This is a genomic window from Paenibacillus sp. ALJ109b, assembly GCF_010747435.1.
In the GTDB taxonomy this organism is placed as follows: Bacteria; Bacillota; Bacilli; order Paenibacillales; family Paenibacillaceae; genus Paenibacillus; species Paenibacillus taichungensis.
The window spans coordinates 72,100-89,371 of the sequence record NZ_JAAIFP010000035.1 but is presented as its reverse complement, the minus strand read 5'-3'; the positions used below and the strand labels follow the sequence as shown (position 1 = coordinate 89,371).

The 17,272-nt window shown below is 46.8% G+C and carries 15 protein-coding genes; 5 read left to right on the top strand and 10 right to left on the bottom strand.

Annotation, left to right across the window (positions count from 1 at the left end):
- Nucleotides 1-27: 27 nt before the first annotated feature.
- The gene (locus G3352_RS28380; protein WP_163761412.1) at nt 28-684 is read right to left on the bottom strand and encodes a DUF2625 family protein; all 657 of its coding nucleotides are present in this window, start codon (nt 682-684) and stop codon (nt 28-30) included.
- Nucleotides 685-815: 131 nt separating this feature from the next.
- Here G3352_RS28380 and G3352_RS28375 point away from each other — a divergent pair, with 131 nt between their 5' ends.
- Nucleotides 816-2,306, top strand: a complete 1,491-nt coding sequence (locus G3352_RS28375; RefSeq protein WP_163761411.1) for a right-handed parallel beta-helix repeat-containing protein — start codon at nt 816-818, stop codon at nt 2,304-2,306.
- 119 nt (nt 2,307-2,425) lie between these two features.
- Here the strand turns inward: G3352_RS28375 and G3352_RS28370 are convergent, their stop codons facing one another.
- The 3 genes from G3352_RS28370 to G3352_RS28360 all read right to left on the bottom strand — a co-directional run bounded on the left by G3352_RS28370 (nt 2,426) and on the right by G3352_RS28360 (nt 5,159).
- Nucleotides 2,426-3,256 carry a methyl-accepting chemotaxis protein gene (locus G3352_RS28370; RefSeq protein ID WP_163761410.1) on the bottom strand — a complete coding sequence of 277 codons (831 nt, stop codon included), beginning with the start codon at nt 3,254-3,256 and terminating at the stop codon, nt 2,426-2,428.
- Nucleotides 3,257-3,323: 67 nt separating this feature from the next.
- Entirely contained in the window at nt 3,324-4,322 is a 999-nt protein-coding gene (locus G3352_RS28365; protein WP_163761409.1) for a sensor domain-containing diguanylate cyclase, read from the bottom strand.
- A gap of 30 nt (nt 4,323-4,352) precedes the next feature.
- Entirely contained in the window at nt 4,353-5,159 is an 807-nt protein-coding gene (locus G3352_RS28360) for an alpha/beta fold hydrolase (protein WP_163761408.1), read from the bottom strand.
- 375 nt (nt 5,160-5,534) lie between these two features.
- On the opposite strand from G3352_RS28360, the gene G3352_RS28355 reads away from it, so the two are divergent.
- Together G3352_RS28355 and G3352_RS28350 are read left to right on the top strand one after the other, a co-directional pair.
- Entirely contained in the window at nt 5,535-6,185 is a 651-nt protein-coding gene (locus G3352_RS28355) for a hypothetical protein (RefSeq protein ID WP_163761407.1), read from the top strand.
- Nucleotides 6,186-6,219: 34 nt separating this feature from the next.
- Nucleotides 6,220-6,777 carry a DUF1697 domain-containing protein gene (locus tag G3352_RS28350; RefSeq protein ID WP_163761406.1) on the top strand — a complete coding sequence of 186 codons (558 nt, stop codon included), beginning with the start codon at nt 6,220-6,222 and terminating at the stop codon, nt 6,775-6,777.
- Between the two features lie 182 nt (nt 6,778-6,959).
- Here the strand turns inward: G3352_RS28350 and G3352_RS28345 are convergent, their stop codons facing one another.
- The 5 genes from G3352_RS28345 to G3352_RS28325 all read right to left on the bottom strand — a co-directional run bounded on the left by G3352_RS28345 (nt 6,960) and on the right by G3352_RS28325 (nt 13,182).
- Nucleotides 6,960-7,403, bottom strand: coding sequence for an Hsp20/alpha crystallin family protein (locus G3352_RS28345; protein WP_163761405.1), 444 nt, complete (start codon nt 7,401-7,403; stop codon nt 6,960-6,962).
- Between the two features lie 189 nt (nt 7,404-7,592).
- Entirely contained in the window at nt 7,593-8,804 is a 1,212-nt protein-coding gene (locus G3352_RS28340; RefSeq protein ID WP_163761404.1) for an MFS transporter, read from the bottom strand.
- 110 nt (nt 8,805-8,914) lie between these two features.
- Nucleotides 8,915-9,871, bottom strand: coding sequence for a helix-turn-helix domain-containing protein (locus G3352_RS28335; protein ID WP_163761403.1), 957 nt, complete (start codon nt 9,869-9,871; stop codon nt 8,915-8,917).
- A 249-nt stretch (nt 9,872-10,120) separates the two neighbouring features.
- Entirely contained in the window at nt 10,121-11,755 is a 1,635-nt protein-coding gene (locus G3352_RS28330) for a carboxylesterase/lipase family protein (protein ID WP_163761402.1), read from the bottom strand.
- 170 nt (nt 11,756-11,925) lie between these two features.
- Nucleotides 11,926-13,182, bottom strand: coding sequence for an amidohydrolase (locus tag G3352_RS28325; RefSeq protein ID WP_163761447.1), 1,257 nt, complete (start codon nt 13,180-13,182; stop codon nt 11,926-11,928).
- 405 nt (nt 13,183-13,587) lie between these two features.
- Here G3352_RS28325 and G3352_RS28320 point away from each other — a divergent pair, with 405 nt between their 5' ends.
- Together G3352_RS28320 and G3352_RS28315 are read left to right on the top strand one after the other, a co-directional pair.
- Entirely contained in the window at nt 13,588-15,201 is a 1,614-nt protein-coding gene (locus tag G3352_RS28320; RefSeq protein WP_163761446.1) for an alkaline phosphatase, read from the top strand.
- 113 nt (nt 15,202-15,314) lie between these two features.
- Nucleotides 15,315-15,758 carry a VOC family protein gene (locus G3352_RS28315; protein ID WP_240343269.1) on the top strand — a complete coding sequence of 148 codons (444 nt, stop codon included), beginning with the start codon at nt 15,315-15,317 and terminating at the stop codon, nt 15,756-15,758.
- A gap of 129 nt (nt 15,759-15,887) precedes the next feature.
- Here G3352_RS28315 and G3352_RS28310 read toward each other — a convergent pair whose 3' ends face one another.
- Nucleotides 15,888-17,111 carry a GNAT family N-acetyltransferase gene (locus tag G3352_RS28310; RefSeq protein WP_345940821.1) on the bottom strand — a complete coding sequence of 408 codons (1,224 nt, stop codon included), beginning with the start codon at nt 17,109-17,111 and terminating at the stop codon, nt 15,888-15,890.
- Between the last annotated feature and the right edge of the window lie 161 nt (nt 17,112-17,272).

Here is a 17,272-nt window from a genome sequence, read left to right as displayed (position 1 = left end):
CCCTCCGTACAACCCTGTCATAGCATATCATTTCCCAGCCAATGCTGCCTTCCAGGCTTCCTCCACCGCTACAGGAGCTTTGCTGCTGCTCTCGCCGCCGCCCTCCTCCGTCCAAAGCGGTGGATAATACGCAAATACTTGTCCTGTCTGAAGCTGTCCCATGTCGTTATGCCAACCCTTCCAACGAAAGGTCTGATAGTACTGCTCCAGATCACCATTAGCCAACCAGTTGATGAAGCCCGAGTAAGCCAGTTCTGTCGATTCCCATTCCAGCGTGTCAGGGGCAAAATAGTATATATGTCCTGTACGGCCATACTTGCCCATATCCATTCCGAAAAACCCACCCGCGGCATCGTAGGCGACGATCATCATGCCTTCCAATGCGGGTACACACAGCTTGTCTCCCAAACCATTCCAACTGGTCAGACTCCCAAAAATACGGTCACCACCCGATCCAAGTAACGTAATCCAGCCATCATCCAGCACGATTCCCTCTGTCTCATAGGCAACGGCTCCCAAATAGGATTTGGTGCTTACTTGGAGCCGATAGAGCGCATCCTCTCCGGCCTCCCGCTGTGCAGGAACATAGGTGTACTTGTTTTGTCCATGGTCCAATAGCTCCTTGAGTTCCTCCCAAGCGTGATGTTCCCGATCCACTAATTCGTTTGCAGATAGTTTATGCATGATCATTTCTCCCTTCCAGCTGCTGCTATTCCTCCACACATGCTTGTTTTGTATGAGCATATCACGCCCTATTTCACCATTCAAATCTGCTATAATCGAACTTCATAGTCAATTCATGAGGAGGAATCAACTTGTATCGTATTGCTGCAATTGCACTCCTGGCCCTGATCCTGTTCGCAACCGGTTGTCAGAAGGATGAGGCTTCATCCGTCCCTTCTCCCGAGGCCGTGCAGGTACCGGATACCCAGAAGATGTATTACATATCACCACAAGGAAACGATTTGAACAAAGGAACCATTCAATCTCCCTGGAAAACGTTGCAGCATGCTGCCGACCATGCTCCCCCGGGAAGCACCGTTTATTTGCGGGAAGGTGTCTATCACCAAAAAGTCAAAATCACTCGAAGCGGTAATTCCTCCGGCAATCCAACCCTGTTTTCCAGCTATCCACAGGAGAAGGCCATCATTGATGGTGAAGGTCTGTCGGTACGCGGCATAGAGGGTTTGATTGAAGTCGAAAATGCCAGCTATATTACGATTCAAAATCTCGAAATCCGCAACTTTACAACCTCACTTCGGGGACAAGTGCCTACTGGAATATATATTCACGGGGCAGGAGAACATATTCAACTGCTGGGCAACACCGTTCATTCCATTGCCAATGAGGCTAAACCTTCAGGACCAGATTTACAGGGCAGAGATGCCCATGGAATTGCGATATATGGTACGGAGCATCCCCAAGCATTGCGGGACATCATTATCAAGGATAATGAATTGTATGATCTCGTGCTAGGCTCAAGTGAGTCACTCGCAGTCAACGGAAATGTGGATACGTTTGCCATACTGGACAATACGATCCATGATACCGACAACATCGGCATTGATCTGATTGGGTATGAAGGAACTTCGGAGGACGACACTTACGATCTGGCGCGAAACGGGATTATACGGGGAAATGAGGTCTATAATATCTCTTCCAATCTTAATCCGTCCTATGGAACGACTCTCCCCAATGATAGCAATTCAGCAGGAGGAATCTACGTGGATGGAGGCAAAAATCATATCATCGACCACAATCGGGTATATCGCAACGATATCGGGATCGAGATTGCTTCAGAACATGCCGGACGTTCGACCAGCAACATTACGTTGCAGGATAATCTGATTTTTCATAACAGGCTTACAGGCATCGCCATGGGCGGCTATGATGAAGAGCGCGGTTCTACCGAGGACAGTACGATTATGTACAATACGTTAGTGGATAACGACCTGCTGGATGCAGGCAATGGGCAGTTATTCCTGCAAGCCCAAACGAAGAACAATACGTTCAAACGGAACATTCTCGTATCGGGCAACTCTGACGTGCTCATTTACAATGAATACACCAGTAATTCGGGGAATGTGTTTGATCATAACGTGTACTACTCCCCTGCACCTCAAGAAGAGGCGCTGTGGGTCTGGAAAAACACGGAGTATTCCGGCTTCACCTCCTACATGGAGGGATCAGGAAATGACGCACATTCATTGTATGTGAACCCCCTATTTGTAGATGAGGTCAACGGAAATTTCACTCTCCAAGCCAATTCACCTGCACTGGGAAATGGATTTATGAGCCATGAGTAGATTGATATGATTCCAATTGGTGAAACTCTAAGCAAGACGAAAAAACGCTCAGCCATGATGGTGGTTGAGCGTTTTTTCGTCTTTAGGATTTGAAGTATTAGGCATAACGAAGCAAATTATTATTCAGCGTCGTCGGTTATTTTTTCGACCAGTTTCCGCAAGCCATGATTGGTTTCGTTCAATTGATCAATTACATTCATAAACTCTGTGACCAGTTTGGCCTGTTCTTGTGAAGAAACTGAAATCTGGGCAATCTCCTGCTCCATGTTCAGTACGGATTTTTTCACAGCGTCAAGAGACTGCTCTATTCGTCCCGTGGCTTCTTTGGTACCTGTTGACATTTTACGGATTTCCGTGGCTACTACTCCAAAGCCTGCGCCGGCTTCACCGACCCGCGCAGCTTCAATTGCAGCATTTAAACCCAGCAGATTGGTCTGTTCTGAAATTTCTTTTATGTAGCTAACCACTTCATTCACATTACTGGAATCTTCAACCGCACGTTTCGTATTGCTCAAAATTTCTTCCGAGGTTGCACTCAACTCTTCCGAATGAGCAGCTACATGCTGGATACCCTCAATCAGTCTGCTTGTAACTTCTCCTGCCTGATTCATCAGTTTTTTCAATTGATCCTGGGTATCCATACTATATGTAATGCAAAGAACTGCTTCTATCTCGTTATGTTCATTCTTAATCGGAAGGAAATAGGAATCCGTAGCGATACCAAAAACCTCAGCCGGATAATGCTCCCTTGTCTTGGATTCATTCTTTAACATTTTAAAGTCTCTGTGTATATCTGCAATTGGGTCTCCTGCCTTGAAATCATATTTCAAAGCGTTGCCGGATTCGAAAAATAGGAGCTTTTCCCGGTCCATGACCGATATGGAAACATCCTGACGTGTAGCTTCGCGAATAAATGGCATTGCAGCCAAAACAGCCTCAACCTGATTCATAATAATATATTCACTTCCTCTAATAGAGATAGTAGTGCTGAATATTATATCGACAGTTATTAATCAATTATGAAGGTTTACTACTATTACTCGCTGCTTCGGCTGCATGGGTCACCCGATTTCGCCCACCTGTTTTGGAGGCATAAAGCGCCTGGTCCGCTTTTTGAAACAAAGACTGTTCTGTATCTTCCTGCGAAACCGTAGCCGCGCCAATACTCACTGTAATGTTATACTCGCCCCAATCGGCAGAGGCGATCTGTGAACGGTATCTCTCTGCTATAGTCACAGCTTGCTGTCGATCACAATCCGCAAGAATAATGACAAATTCTTCTCCGCCATAACGCGCCACCACGTCCGTGCTCCGTGACACCGATTGCAACAAGCCTGCCAGGTTACCCAGAACTAGATCTCCAATCGGATGTCCATACGTATCGTTGATATGCTTAAAGTGGTCAATATCAACGACCAGAAGGGAGAAAACACACTGAGTTTCCTGGAAGAGAGCCAAACTTTCCAGCATTTTATCCTGAAAAAATCTGCGGTTCTTGAGTCCCGTAAGCAGATCCGTCGAGGCCATCATCTCCAGCTGATCATTTACTTTAATCAATGCCTGCTGCTTCACTTTATATTCTTCGTGCAATCGTTCAAGCTCCTGGTTCGCCTCATTTGTCGCTTGATACAGTTCCTGAAGCTTTGTTTTGGTGTTCATTATATCCTTCTCATGTTCAATTCGCTTGCGCATGACAACTACAACACAGTCGATTACGCTCTCTCCATTGCGTGTCCGGCGAACCCCGTTCAGAAGAACCGGAACATCCTGTTGGTCGCTGGTCCGAAACGAGAAGTACATCTCATCCACATGTCCATATAACTGAATGTAGGGATAGAAATACGTATGAAAAAAAAGCTTGTTGGTCACCGACATGGTTGACTCCATATGCCGTCCCAGCAGCTCGTTGCGTTCATATCCCAGCAGAGTCAGCAGGGTTTGATTGATGGATTGAATGATTCCTGAATCAGCGATTGAGAAATAGCCACATGGAGCCATATCTAATTGAATATCCATTGAAATAATTGTCTTTCCTCTCATTTTACTTTACACGCTCTGCAAATAGTCTTTAATGAAGCGGCTTGTCTCTTCGGGCTGACTTAAATGTGGATAATGCCCCTTCGCCGTCATCTGTTGAAGTCTACTGTTCTTCAGATGCGCATGCAAGTAATCCCCCACTTCAACGGGAGCGATGCTGTCATCCGAGCATTGAAGAATGAGCGTAGGTACCGAGGCCTGCTCCAATTCATTCCGACAATCCGAGAAAAACGTCACTTCCGCAAATTGTCTCGCAATATGCGGATCTCTTGAACAGAAGCTTTTTTCCAACTCTTCCGTCAGCTCTTTCCGTTCCGGATTCTGCATAACAATCGGAGCGAGATAGCTGGCCCAACCAATAAAGTTCATCTGCATCATTTCCAGCAGCTCATCAATGTCACGCCGATCAAATCCGCCATAATAACCTGGAAGATCGTTTACATAACGCGGGGAAGGCCCCAGCATGACGATTTGCTTGAAATATTTAGGTTCATGAATGGAAGCAAGCATGCCAATCATACTGCTGACCGAGTGGCCAACAAATATGACATCTCTCAAGTCGAGCGCTTCCATAATCTCCAGCACATCCTGGGCATATCCTTGAAGATCACTGTATTTGTTTGGATCATAATAGTTAATTTGAGATTCACCTGAGCCTACATAATCGAATAAAACAACTCGGTAGTTCTCCGTAAAACTCGGAACAATATAGCGCCACATATCCTGATCACACCCAAACCCATGTGCAAAGATAATCGTTTGGCTGCCTTTTCCCAACACTTTCACATTGTTACGCACGAGGACGTCAATCGTCATCCAAATCACCTCTCTGAGGTAGTATCCTTTTGCTATGACCTATCTGGTTATTATATCGGAAATTATTGGGTTATGGATAAGAAATATTAATTTTCATTACTTTGGATACATAAAGAACAATCCACTTTGTATGCCAAAAGGCCCTCTCATCACGAAAGGGCTCTTTGTACTTATTTTTTTCTTGGCTACTTTACAGTGAGAATCACACGTTGATAATGCTTCAACTTATGCTCCCCTTTATCAATTAAAATGTTTAGTTCAATTTATATAACCAGGGTGTAAGCTTTTCCCATTTTGATATATGATAATGCTTATGACTATGAGTGAATGTAACTGCTTGAAAATAAGCTTAACACCAGGAGGGATCAGAAACCGATGGAACAGCTGAATGCCGCCCTAATCCGTTTTGTGGAGCAGCAAGATTTATATAATGAAACTTATGGACTTTTCAAAAATCATGATCTGCGTCCTCGTGAACAACACCGCCAGCCGGAAGTGGACGAACGAATCCCACTCTCTCCAGAGCTGCAATATCTGTACAGCCACTACGAGATGATCGATGAACAGGCCAACGGCACACTCAAAATGAAAAATGCAGCTGTCGAGATCGGTGATGCTGCTCTAATCTTCTTTGTTGCCCCTGAGCATCTCCATCGTCAGCAACTGGGGCACCGCTGGATCGGAGTGAACGAACCTTATGAGGAGTCTGCCTCTTGGCAAAAAAATCATGTTGTCATCGCGAATTTTAATGATGATCCCTTAATTGTGGATACAGCTGCACCGAACTCGCCTGTATATTCGGCCTTTGCGGGTGAAGAACCTAAGCTTATTGCCGATTCATTAACAGAGTTTTTTAATGCACTGGCCATCCTGATTGAAGCTGCACGGACCTATGCTGGAGAATTAAAGGACGACGAAACTTATGAAACCAAACCCGAGTATCTGGAGCATGTCGAGCCTATATTGAATGATTTACTGGGAGAAGAGCATACTGCACATTTATTCGAGTATTTGTCATTTCGTTAAAAGTAAAGGATCACAAGATACGGAGGGTTGAATCATGATTTATGTTGCTTTGCTGCGGGGCATTAATGTGGGCGGGAATAACAAAATCAATATGAAGCAGTTAAAAGAAACGTTTGAGCAAGCCGGCTTGCTGGATGTGGTGACATATATCAACTCAGGAAATATTATCTTTGCCGATCATCAGGAACGCGTGGATGCGAATACAGAATTATCCCAGATTCTTGAACAAGCCATAGCTGTCGATTTTGGCTTACAGATCAAAGTGATGGTACGTAATCTGGATGAAGTCCGAACTGTTATTCAGGCACTACCGGAGGACTGGACGAATGATGCCACGGCCAAAAGTGATGTCATGTTCCTCTGGGATGAAGTGGATGATGCATCCGTTCTGGACAAACTGCCCATCAAACCGGAGATCGGCACATTGCTATATGTTCCCGGAGCCATTTTATATTCCGTCAGTAAAGAACTTGTCATCAATAGTGGTATGAACAAGCTCATAGGCTCCAAGGTCTACAAATATATGACGGTCCGGAACGTGAACACGACCCGCCAGATTTACAAGCTGATGCAGGCTGCGGCTGAGAAGTAGGTTGAATCAGCTGAAACTGCGGTCTTCCAATGACCAAGATTTAGGCTGTAAATGTTCAATCAGACTGGTTAAACAAAGATATGAAAATTCCCCAGGCGAGGCCCCGGGGAATATCATCAAGAACGTTTCCTGCTTGCTGCCTGCCATGAGGGATGGATAACGCTCCTGTATTCACATATGTGTCAGTCAATCTGAATGCTTTTTCGGCTGTGATCTTCGCCCGGCAGTTTCGGAATGTCTAGCTTCAGCAAACCATTTTCCAATTTGGCCTTGATGTTTTCCTCATCAATATGCTCCACATAGAAACGTCGGATAAATTCACCTGAACGTCGCTCCTGCCGAATGATTCGATTCGTATCATCCTTCTGCTCAGTCATTTCATTCCGTTTGGCACGGATGATCAGTTCATTACCTTCAACCTGAATGTCTATATCCTCTTTCGCGATGCCGGGAAGCTCGGCTTCTACCAGATATTTGTTTTCTTCCTCTCGAATTTCGGTCCGAAATGGCTGTAAGCTGATTCCGAATGGAGAGAGGAATGGAGACTCAACCATGTCATTGAAGGATTTCAGCATGTGTCCGAACAAGTCTTCATTTCGTTTGCGAAACGGAATCAGATCAAACATCACAATCAGCTCCTTATGTGTGGTTGGTTTAGTTGTTGCTTACACGTCTAATTATAAAATCGATCCCTAAATTGCTCAAAATCCGTTAAAGCTCAAAAAGAACGATTTTTCCACGCCAAGATTCATTCCCTTAAAATAGATTCTGCTTTCTTCCACTTTGACCTTTTTTGACCTTCTGGCTTTATCTGACTATGATGCAGAACGTATGGCTTCCTTTGCGTTCGCTGGACCAGATTGATCTTTTTTAATGCCCAGCATAATAATACCCATGATGAGAACCAATAGGGCTACCAGCATGAATGGAATATGTTTATCCACCTGATACAACGTTGTTGTCAGTAAAGGGGTAATCACAGCAGATATACCTTGAATCGCTGCAACCAATCCGGCTGCGCCGCCCTGCTGTTCTTTGCTAACCGAAAGAGAAGCTCCCGCCATGAAACCAGGCATCATCAGACCCGAGCCCATGCCGAACAGGAAGAATGAGAGATAATAGACAACCAATTGACTGGAGATCAGAAACAATACCATGCTTGCGAGCAGAAAAAGGGACCCCAGCAAAATCATCGGCCGCGGCTGCCATTTCAACCACTTCATCTGGATCACCTGCATAATCAGCATCGCAGCCCCAGAGAACATCAGTCCGAACGAAACCATTCTGGCTGTAGCCCCTGGAGATAATGCGAGTTGATCCTGAAAATAAAATCCACCTACAACCTGTACCGTCATAATGCCAATCATTGTAACCAAACCCGCAGCAAGATACATACGCAAACCGCGTTGGAACGGGTTAACTTTGGGCGCTTTCTCCTGAATGACCGGTTTGGCAGCAGGAATGAGCAACAAAGCGATAATAAACGCCGCTACCGCAATAAAAATACCAAAATAAAGCGGCCACAGGAGACCGATAATGGTAAAAGCGCCTGCAATCGCAGGGCCAAATACAAGCCCCAGCCCATTGGCGGCACTAATAATCGCCATCCCGCTTCCCCGCTCTTCCCCTTCCGTCACATCTCCCATATATGCCTGAGAAGAGGATAACACTGCCGGAATGAACATGCCGATCAAGCTCCGCGTTACAATCAGAAGGGTTAACAGAAGGCCTCCTCCGATCCACGCATTTAATCCACTATACATCGCCAATGCAAACAACGCACAGCTTATGGACATGCCTATGAATCCAATCAATATGATGGGTTTTCTGCCTTTCAGATCACTGAACCTGCCCCATACCGGACCCATCACAGCCATGGCGATGGACCCCAGAGAAATAATTAGCCCGGAATGACTTTCTTTCATCCCCAACTCACGAATGAGCGGCGGCATAATGGGTGCAATAAGCATAAGACCCAACATGGCTGCAAATACGCTAAAAAAGATACTTCCTCTAATTCTGTTCACGCTCATACACTCCTTTATTTTTCAGTACAGTATCCACTGTACCTGGAGTATACAAGGCTGAGAGATTCTCGACTGCCTCCATACGGAACAATTAACGGTTAGACGGATTATTAATATATTTTTTTCATTTCCGATGGCTTCACGCCGAATTTGCGATAGAATTGCTGGGAAAAGGCACTGATATTACTGTAACCAACTGCTATCGCTGCTTCAGTGACGTTGTTCTCTTGGCTGCGCAGCAATTTCATGGCGTTATCCAGACGAAACTGACGCAAATATTCAAATACGGTGCTGCCGAATAACGCCTTGAATCCTTTTTTCAATTTGAAATCATTCAGCCCCACCTGTTTGGACAACGCCAGCAGGGATGGAGGTTCAACCATGCATGCCTCCATAATCTCACGGGCGGTATGCAACTTCCGTATATCCTCTCTGGAGAATCCCGAAGGAATTGGCGTCAGATCAAAAAGCTGAATCATAAACCGATTCAATATTTCCAATGCGGTCGCTTCCATCATTAAGGAAGATCTATAGGGGTTGTTCAATTCCCCAATCAGACTGTCAATCATCGTTCGAATTCTGTGATCCAGCTGAAATATGATCGGTTTGAACACACAATGTCCTAAAATGTCCTGAAACCGAATGGACTGGCTCGTTGCCAATTGTGCGCCCGCATAATTGAACAACGAGATCGGAATTCCGATGGCAAAAGAAGTATAGTTCTCCTGCGCAGGCGGATGGAACCAGGCTTCAAAATCACGCATCATAATGAGTGCTCCCTGTCCAGTGGGCAGCGTATATTGCTGACCGGATATGTCTACATAGCGCGCACCTGACAAGGCAAATTGCAGCTCAATGATGGGAATATTCGACGCAAAGAACGTAGAGCACGGTTCACTATATTTAATCTGAGAATACACAATTTCGATACCACTATACGTGGTTACTCTTTTTATATTGCCACTGCCCGCTTTAGCAGAGAGCAGATACGTATTTTCATCTTGCTGACTGAATGGTTCCTGCGTTAAGTAATGCTGATATACGACAGCTAACGAATCGAAACCCATGTGTTCTCACCTCGTCTATAACTTGATCATGACTCTCAGAAAGAGATTTGTTTAATTGAGAATAATTCTCAATAATTCTACCTCAATTTCTGTTTTTAGACCAGCCCCATGACGAGATCACTATTCTACATACGAAAAAAATCCAGAAACCACCTATAGATATGGTATTTTCACATTGAAGAATGAGGAGATGCGCCTGCAACTAAAAAAGAACACGAGAGAGCATTCTCTCGTGTCCTTTCACATGACTTACTCCCAGAAAAAACGTCCGGCAAATACCTTCTCCGTCAGCAACTTGTATGTCTTTTCTGGCAATTCTTTTTTCATTTTCGCCATTACGACATCCTTGCCTCCATTATATTGCGTAGACATGCCGATCTCCGCTTTCGTATCGGTTGCGTCCAAGCGCATAATTGGTGCTTCGGCGTCTTTTGACCAAGGTGTCCATTCGGCCAACTCCGAGAATCCACCACGACCCGGGTTACCTGTGTGAAGGAACTGCTTTAAATATGCTGCCATCGCGGCAGACAATGCCTCACGGCCAGGTTTGTTCTGTTCACTAAAATAACCTTCAGGGAAAAGGGCGGCGACGCCGTCTGCGTGTCCTGTGTAAAAGTCCATATCCGCGCCATGCGGTGCGCCTAGCATTGTTTGCAGTCTTTCGGAAATGACCCCAGGCTGTGTTCCCCATGCAAAACGATAGGCGTATACAAGTGGCTGTCCCGCTTCACTCGTAAGGCGTTCAGCTACCCGCTCTGTATTAAAGCCTGCATAAACCTCACTGCCGTATTTCAGAGCTGCGGCATATTGTTCAGCCTTGGTTTCATCTGTAAACAGAGTTTCATCATGAAATGAGGGTACAAAGTTTGGATCACCGAAAGCAAAGCTGGAAAACTCGGTTTCCAAACTGCCCAGCAGAACAGGCACTTGTGCATAATTACCGCTGTTGATAGCATTGAAACCCTCTTTCGGAATAACTGTACCGTCACGGAACAGATGTGGGAATGGCTGCATACGAATCGCCGTTGAACCATATACAGTGACCAGTTTGTCCGCAGGCAACTCACGCAAATAAGTCACCAGCTGTGCCTGAGACTGCTTGCCGATCCATGTTCTCGCATGTTCAATAGAGGTCACTTTGCCCTCTTGCACGAGCAATTTCACAAGTGCATCATCGGATTTTTGCTCGCCTTCCTCCGGTGCAGCCGTGGTCAGGCCACCACTGAAAGCAGCTGCTTTCTGAAATAACCCTTTGCTTAGCGGCGAGATTAACGCTGCCAGAACATTACGTGCTCCTGCCGACTGCCCGGCCAACGTAACATTGCCTGTATCTCCGCCAAAACCATCGATATTATCTTGTACCCACTGCAGTGCACGGAATGCATCAAGCAAGCCATAGTTGCCCGAATCATCAAGAGCATTTCCGGTTTTCAATGCAGCATTTTGAAAGAACCCAAGAGCTCCCAAACGATAGTTCACCGATATGATAATGCTGTTCGTGTTACGCGCAAGCTGTTCACCCTGAAAATCCTTGCCTGATCCGGTCATATTCCCGCCGCCGTGCAGAAACACCATAACGGGAAGCATGGAACTGATTGTATTCGGACGCCAAATATTGAGATACAGTGAGTCTTCACTTCCGGCTATCGTTTCGCCGGATAACTGCAAGCTGCACGCAGCAAATTCCTTGGCTGTTCGAGTCCCTATCCATGCATCCGGTTCACGCGGCGCTTTCCAGCGTAATTCACCTACCGGAGGTGCTGCATAAGGAACGCCTAGCCAGCCGAGCGTACCGTATTGTTCATAGATTTTTCCGTCAATGGCTCCATATTTCGTCTGTTGCAATGTTTGAGGTTTGAACCCCTGATCTTGTTTATGTTTCATCCAACTCTGCTCCAAGGTTCCACCGCCATTGAGCTGTGCCTGCAAAGCTTATGCTGTCGCCTCAGCCAACTGGCGATTGGTACGTTCGCATGTGCTCTTGCCTTGAAGCGCATTCACCTCCTTAACTGATATGTAAGTGAAAGCCCCTCCTTGGTTGTAGTTATATCTTTCTAGTGCGTCTTTGCCAATCTCTCCAGCAGTTCTACCGCAGGAGCCAACACTGCTTCATCAATATCAAATTCCGGATGGTGATGCGGAGCAGGCAGCTCGCTGCCAATAATCATATACGTCGCTTTCCCACCTTGTTCCTGTACGCGCCGAATCATGTAACTGGCATCCTCACTTCCGAGTGAAGCACCATCCGAAATAGCCTCCGCATGGGTAAATCCTGCGATGCCTTCAGTTTGTTGCACAGCAAGCTCTGCAAGCTCCATATCACAGTGAATAGGGACTGCACCGCCGATGACTTCAACCGTGGAGCTTAACTCATGCATCGCCGCGCTGTGCTCGATGATCTGACGCACCCGTCGCTCCAGCTCATGATTTGTTTCTTCTGTCGTTGAACGGGTTTCAATCACCATCCTTGCGTGCTCGGGAATAATATTGGCCCCTGTTCCGCCTTCAAGAATACCCACATTAATGCGTGTATCTGCCGTGCTAAACCGAGGCAACGCATGAATATTAAGCAGTGCCGTAGAGGCTCCCAGCAAAGCATTCCGTCCTTCCTCCGGTGTAGCTCCGGCATGAGAAGACACACCTGTAAAATGGGCTTCCAGCTTGGTCGTTGCCAGGAATCCAGCAGACGCCCCTCTGACATGACCGGAAGGCACACCTGTACCCAGATGTATGCAGAACAGACGGTCTACCTGTTCCAGCATACCTTTTTCGACCATGGCATACGCACCACGCACACCTTCTTCAGCAGGCTGGAACAGCAGACGGATCTTCCCGGCGAAATTTCGGTTACTCAAACGTTCTGCAAGTGCAAGCCCAATGGCTGTATGTCCATCGTGTGCGCAAGCGTGCATAATGCCTTCATGACTGGAGCGGAATTGCCCCGCTTGTGGTATATGTTTATCTGACTTGCTCTCACAGATCAGAAGTGCATCCATATCGAAGCGGAACGCCGTTGTTGGCCCTTCCTGTTCTCCTTGTAACTCAGCGACAACCGCCGTGAATCCCCCTCGCATCTGCTGCACAATCGCTGGATCTGCCCCTTCATCGATGGCACGCTGATATGCATCTTCCAACACTTCAGGTTTTGGCAGACCTCGCCGCGATGTGTCATCAATGGCATCTTTTCCATAAGTCACACGGTAACCATGTTCCGTTAACATCTGCACGACTTTGGCAGCCGTACGAAATTCAGTGAATCCCAGCTCGGGATGTTCGTGAAGGTCTCGTCGAAGCGCAATAATATCAATCATGATCACTCACCTCTCTCATCAATCTCTCTATTTCATCATGCATACACCTTTACACTACGAATTCTATACCATAGGTCGCTAATCCTGTTCGTGATTCTTATACACACGTGCTTCACGGCCAGCCCATACTGATTGAAAGCTCCTTGCTGGATATCTGCAGTCCTCTCCCCGTTCCGTCAAGAGAAAAGTGCTGGCTCATTGAAACACCTAGTCCCTTCCATAATGAGATGACGAATATTCAGTACCTATCCAGCCGCACTTCTCTAATCGTAAAATTTACATTTAGTTAATCGAGTACATGCGCTCATTTATCATTGATTGTATACACTGGTTTGGATACCAAACTATACATATCATTAGGAGGATGTGTTCATGTTAAATCGATTCAATACCCGTGCTGCCAAAATGATGCTCGCGGTTACGACCATTCTTACAGCTACGCTGGGAGGCAGTAGTGCAGCATGGGCTGTGGAAAACACCACCTCATCTGCTTCACCGATCAAAAATGTAATCATCCTGATCCCGGACGGTATGGCGAACGACGCAACAGCTTTGGCTCGCTGGTACAAAGGTTCCTCTCTTACACTGGACTCCATGGCTAGTGGCATGGTTCGTACACACTCTGCGGATGCGCCGATTGCGGACTCGGCCCCTGCGGGAACAGCCTTTGCTACAGGTCACAAATCACATACAGGGTATGTCGGAGTACTGCCTGATAAAGCAACGATGCCTGGACAAAAAGCCATCGCACCGGGAGATGCGAAAAAACCGGTCGCTTCTATCCTGGAAGCATCCAGACTGGCAGGCAAAGCAACTGGCATTATTGCGACATCTGAAATTATGCACGCCACACCAGCTGACTTCTCCGCCCACTATCCGGATCGCAAAAACTATGATGCATTGAGCAAACAGCAGGTCTATAACGGTATGGACGTTGTTCTCGGTGGAGGAAGCAGTTATTTGGAGCCTGCAGGACGCAAAGATGGCGAAAATCTGGTCTCATCCATCAAAGCACTGGGCTACGATTATGTGACTACTCCGGCAGCGATGAAAGCTTCAACTTCAGGCAAGCTGTGGGGGATGTTTGCCCCGGCAGGCATGGCTTATAATATGGATCGTGATCCAGCAAAACAGCCAAGTCTCGCCGAGATGACAACTAAAGCGATCGAAGTTCTTTCCAAAGATGAAGATGGTTTCTTCCTGATGGTTGAAGGCAGCAAGGTCGACTGGGCAGCACATGCCAACGATCCAATCGGCATTATCAGTGATGTACTGGCATTCGATGATGCCATCAAAGTAGCCATGGATTTTGCCAAAAAAGATCAAGAAACTGTCGTTGTCGCTGTCACGGATCACCAGAACGGTGGATTGACCATCGGTAATGCTTCAACGACAGGCACCTATGATAAAGAGCCGTTGTCCACATTTATCGGACCTCTGAAAAAGGCCAAGCTGACAGGCGAAGGTTTGGAATCCAAGCTGGATGCCAAACGCACTAATATCAAAGTTGTGATGAAGCAATACTATGGCATTACCGACCTGACTTCCGAGGAAATCGCTGCAATTAAAGCGGCCAGTCCCGGCAGCCTCAATTATACGGTTGGACCGATGATCAGCAAACGTTCCGGCATCGGCTGGACCACTGGTGGTCATACGGGTGGAGATGTTGTGCTGTATACGTACGCTCCGAATAATGATCGACCTTTCGGTGTTATCGACAATACGGATGTAGCCAAATACATGGCACGTGTGCTGGACCTTGACCTCGATAGCGTTAGCAAACAATTGTTTGTGCCCGCAAAACAGGCTTTTACTGCCAAAGGAGCAACGTACAAGCTGGATCTGACGGATGCCAAAAATCCGAAGATCCTCGTAACAAAAGGTAGCACCAAGCTTGAACTGCAAATCTACAAAAATATCGCGCTCGTTAATGGCAAAAAGACAACACTGGATGGCGTGATTGTCTACAATGGCGTAGAAGCCTTTGTGTCACAGGATGCGATTGATCTGATTCAATAAAAAAAGTGCCCGCTCATTGAACGACACTCTTAGCCAAACTGCCCAAGAATATTCTTGGGCAGTTTTTCGAATTCACTTTTAAATCCAACTTCTATATGTAAAGGTAGCGTAGTATGGTAGGCCCACGCACAAGCTTATCGTATAATAAGCATAACGTTGATAAATATGACGTAAAAAAGGAGAGACTCATGATGTTGATCAGATTAAACTGGATCACACTGCGGGTACGCGACCTGGAAGCATCGCTCCGTTTCTACCACGACATGCTAGGGCTGCCGATTCAGCGCAGATTCGAAAGCCGCGGACGGCAGATTGCCATGCTCGGCCCTGAAAATGAAACAAAGTTGGAACTGATTGAAGGTAGCGAAACCACTCTCAAGCCAGAGGCCGGTGTTTCGATCGGCTATGAGGTAAGGTCGCTGGACGAAGCCATGGAGCAGCTCGCTTCATTAGGCATCCCGATCGCACGAGGCCCCGTCCAGCCCAATCCGCATCTGCGGTTTATTTATATTGCCGACCCAGATGGCTTCGAAGTGCAGTTGGCCGAACATGCATAATTAAGGCGCGAACATATTTGAGGCTAATCTAAATAAGTGTATGTTTCACGATGACTGACCTGTTGTGTGTGGATCCAAACCTGCACGCGCACCCCACATAGGACGGCGTCAGCGCACTGTTGTGCATGTTTACAGCTTCATCCGACGCATCAGCGGCACACCTACGCGATTCAAAATCCGTTCAAGCAGCAGCCAGCACCAGCGTCTGCTCATTGGCAGATGGCGCTCATACACGGCAGAATACTCGAAATCCGACACAGCGCCACGGTTGCGTTTGAACTGCGCAGCACCAGCACTCTCATGCAACAGATGGCCGTTTTCACGGGCCTGTCCAATCAGGCAAGCTGACAGCATGCGGTACAGCCCGATGGACTGGGGTAGCGCCGTATCGTAACCGAACAACGGCGTTGTCATCACCCCATTTCGACAGAAGTATCCCATAATCGCATCTATGCGCCCTTCCTTCCGCAGACCATACAAGGTCAGCGCTCCCGAAGCTTTTGCTGTCGCAATGAACTGTTCACTGAATTGCGGATTATCATAAGAGTATTTTTCAAGGTATAGCAGCCTATACAACTCCGCGATTCGCGGAATATCTTCCTCCGTCAGATTCGCTCCGGAAACGAATTCATATCCATGTTTGGTCAACAATTCGTAATCCCGCTTCAGTAGCCAGCGCGACTTCGCATTGCCGAAATTTGGATCATTCGCCCGGTACAGATAGATTTGCCGGCTCGGAATTAGTTGACAGCCTACTTGCTTCAGCTCTCCCGTCAGATCAGAGTGAAGCCCTGTGCACAAGGAACGAAATACGACGGCATGCTCAGGATAACGTTCCCTTACTGCTGCAAGCAGACAAACCGCCTGCTCTCCTGACATGGCAGGATACAGGTTTGTTGATAACAGCCAGTTGTTGATATGTACAACTTTGTTTATTTGTGATTGCCGCATCCCCCACCCCACCACACTGAGCAGCGCGAAAAGCCCTTTTTCCAGCAACGGTTTCCGAAGCAGCATCAACTCCTGCTTGGCATACCGCACATAATGCGTATAAGGCGAACAAACGTAAGAATTTTCATACTCTGCATCATTTACCGTCAACGGAAGCACTAGATCGTCAATTCGAGCAATGAGTAAGGTTGTGTTAACATTTATAATGAAGTCCCGTGTCCCTTGTAACATCATAGGTTCCAAATACGCTCTTGCATCTCTAGCATCCTCGGTGTTAGGCCAGTCCATATCTTCGAGCGAATTCCGATCATAGAAACGAACGCGACTATCGCGTCTTTCATTCTTCGCTGGATCTGTACGATCGTGGCTATCCGACCTTTTTTCCTTTACTGCATTCTTCACGTTCTGCTCCCCCAATTGCCCAAACTTCCTGCATCAATCGTTTTTTCACAAATTCTTCTTCCCATTATAGTGGGCCTGGATGAACATCCACAATTGTTTCGTTTTCAACAGCCAGAGAGATCATCCCATCCAAAAAACAACCAAGCCTGCCCCCACATCAT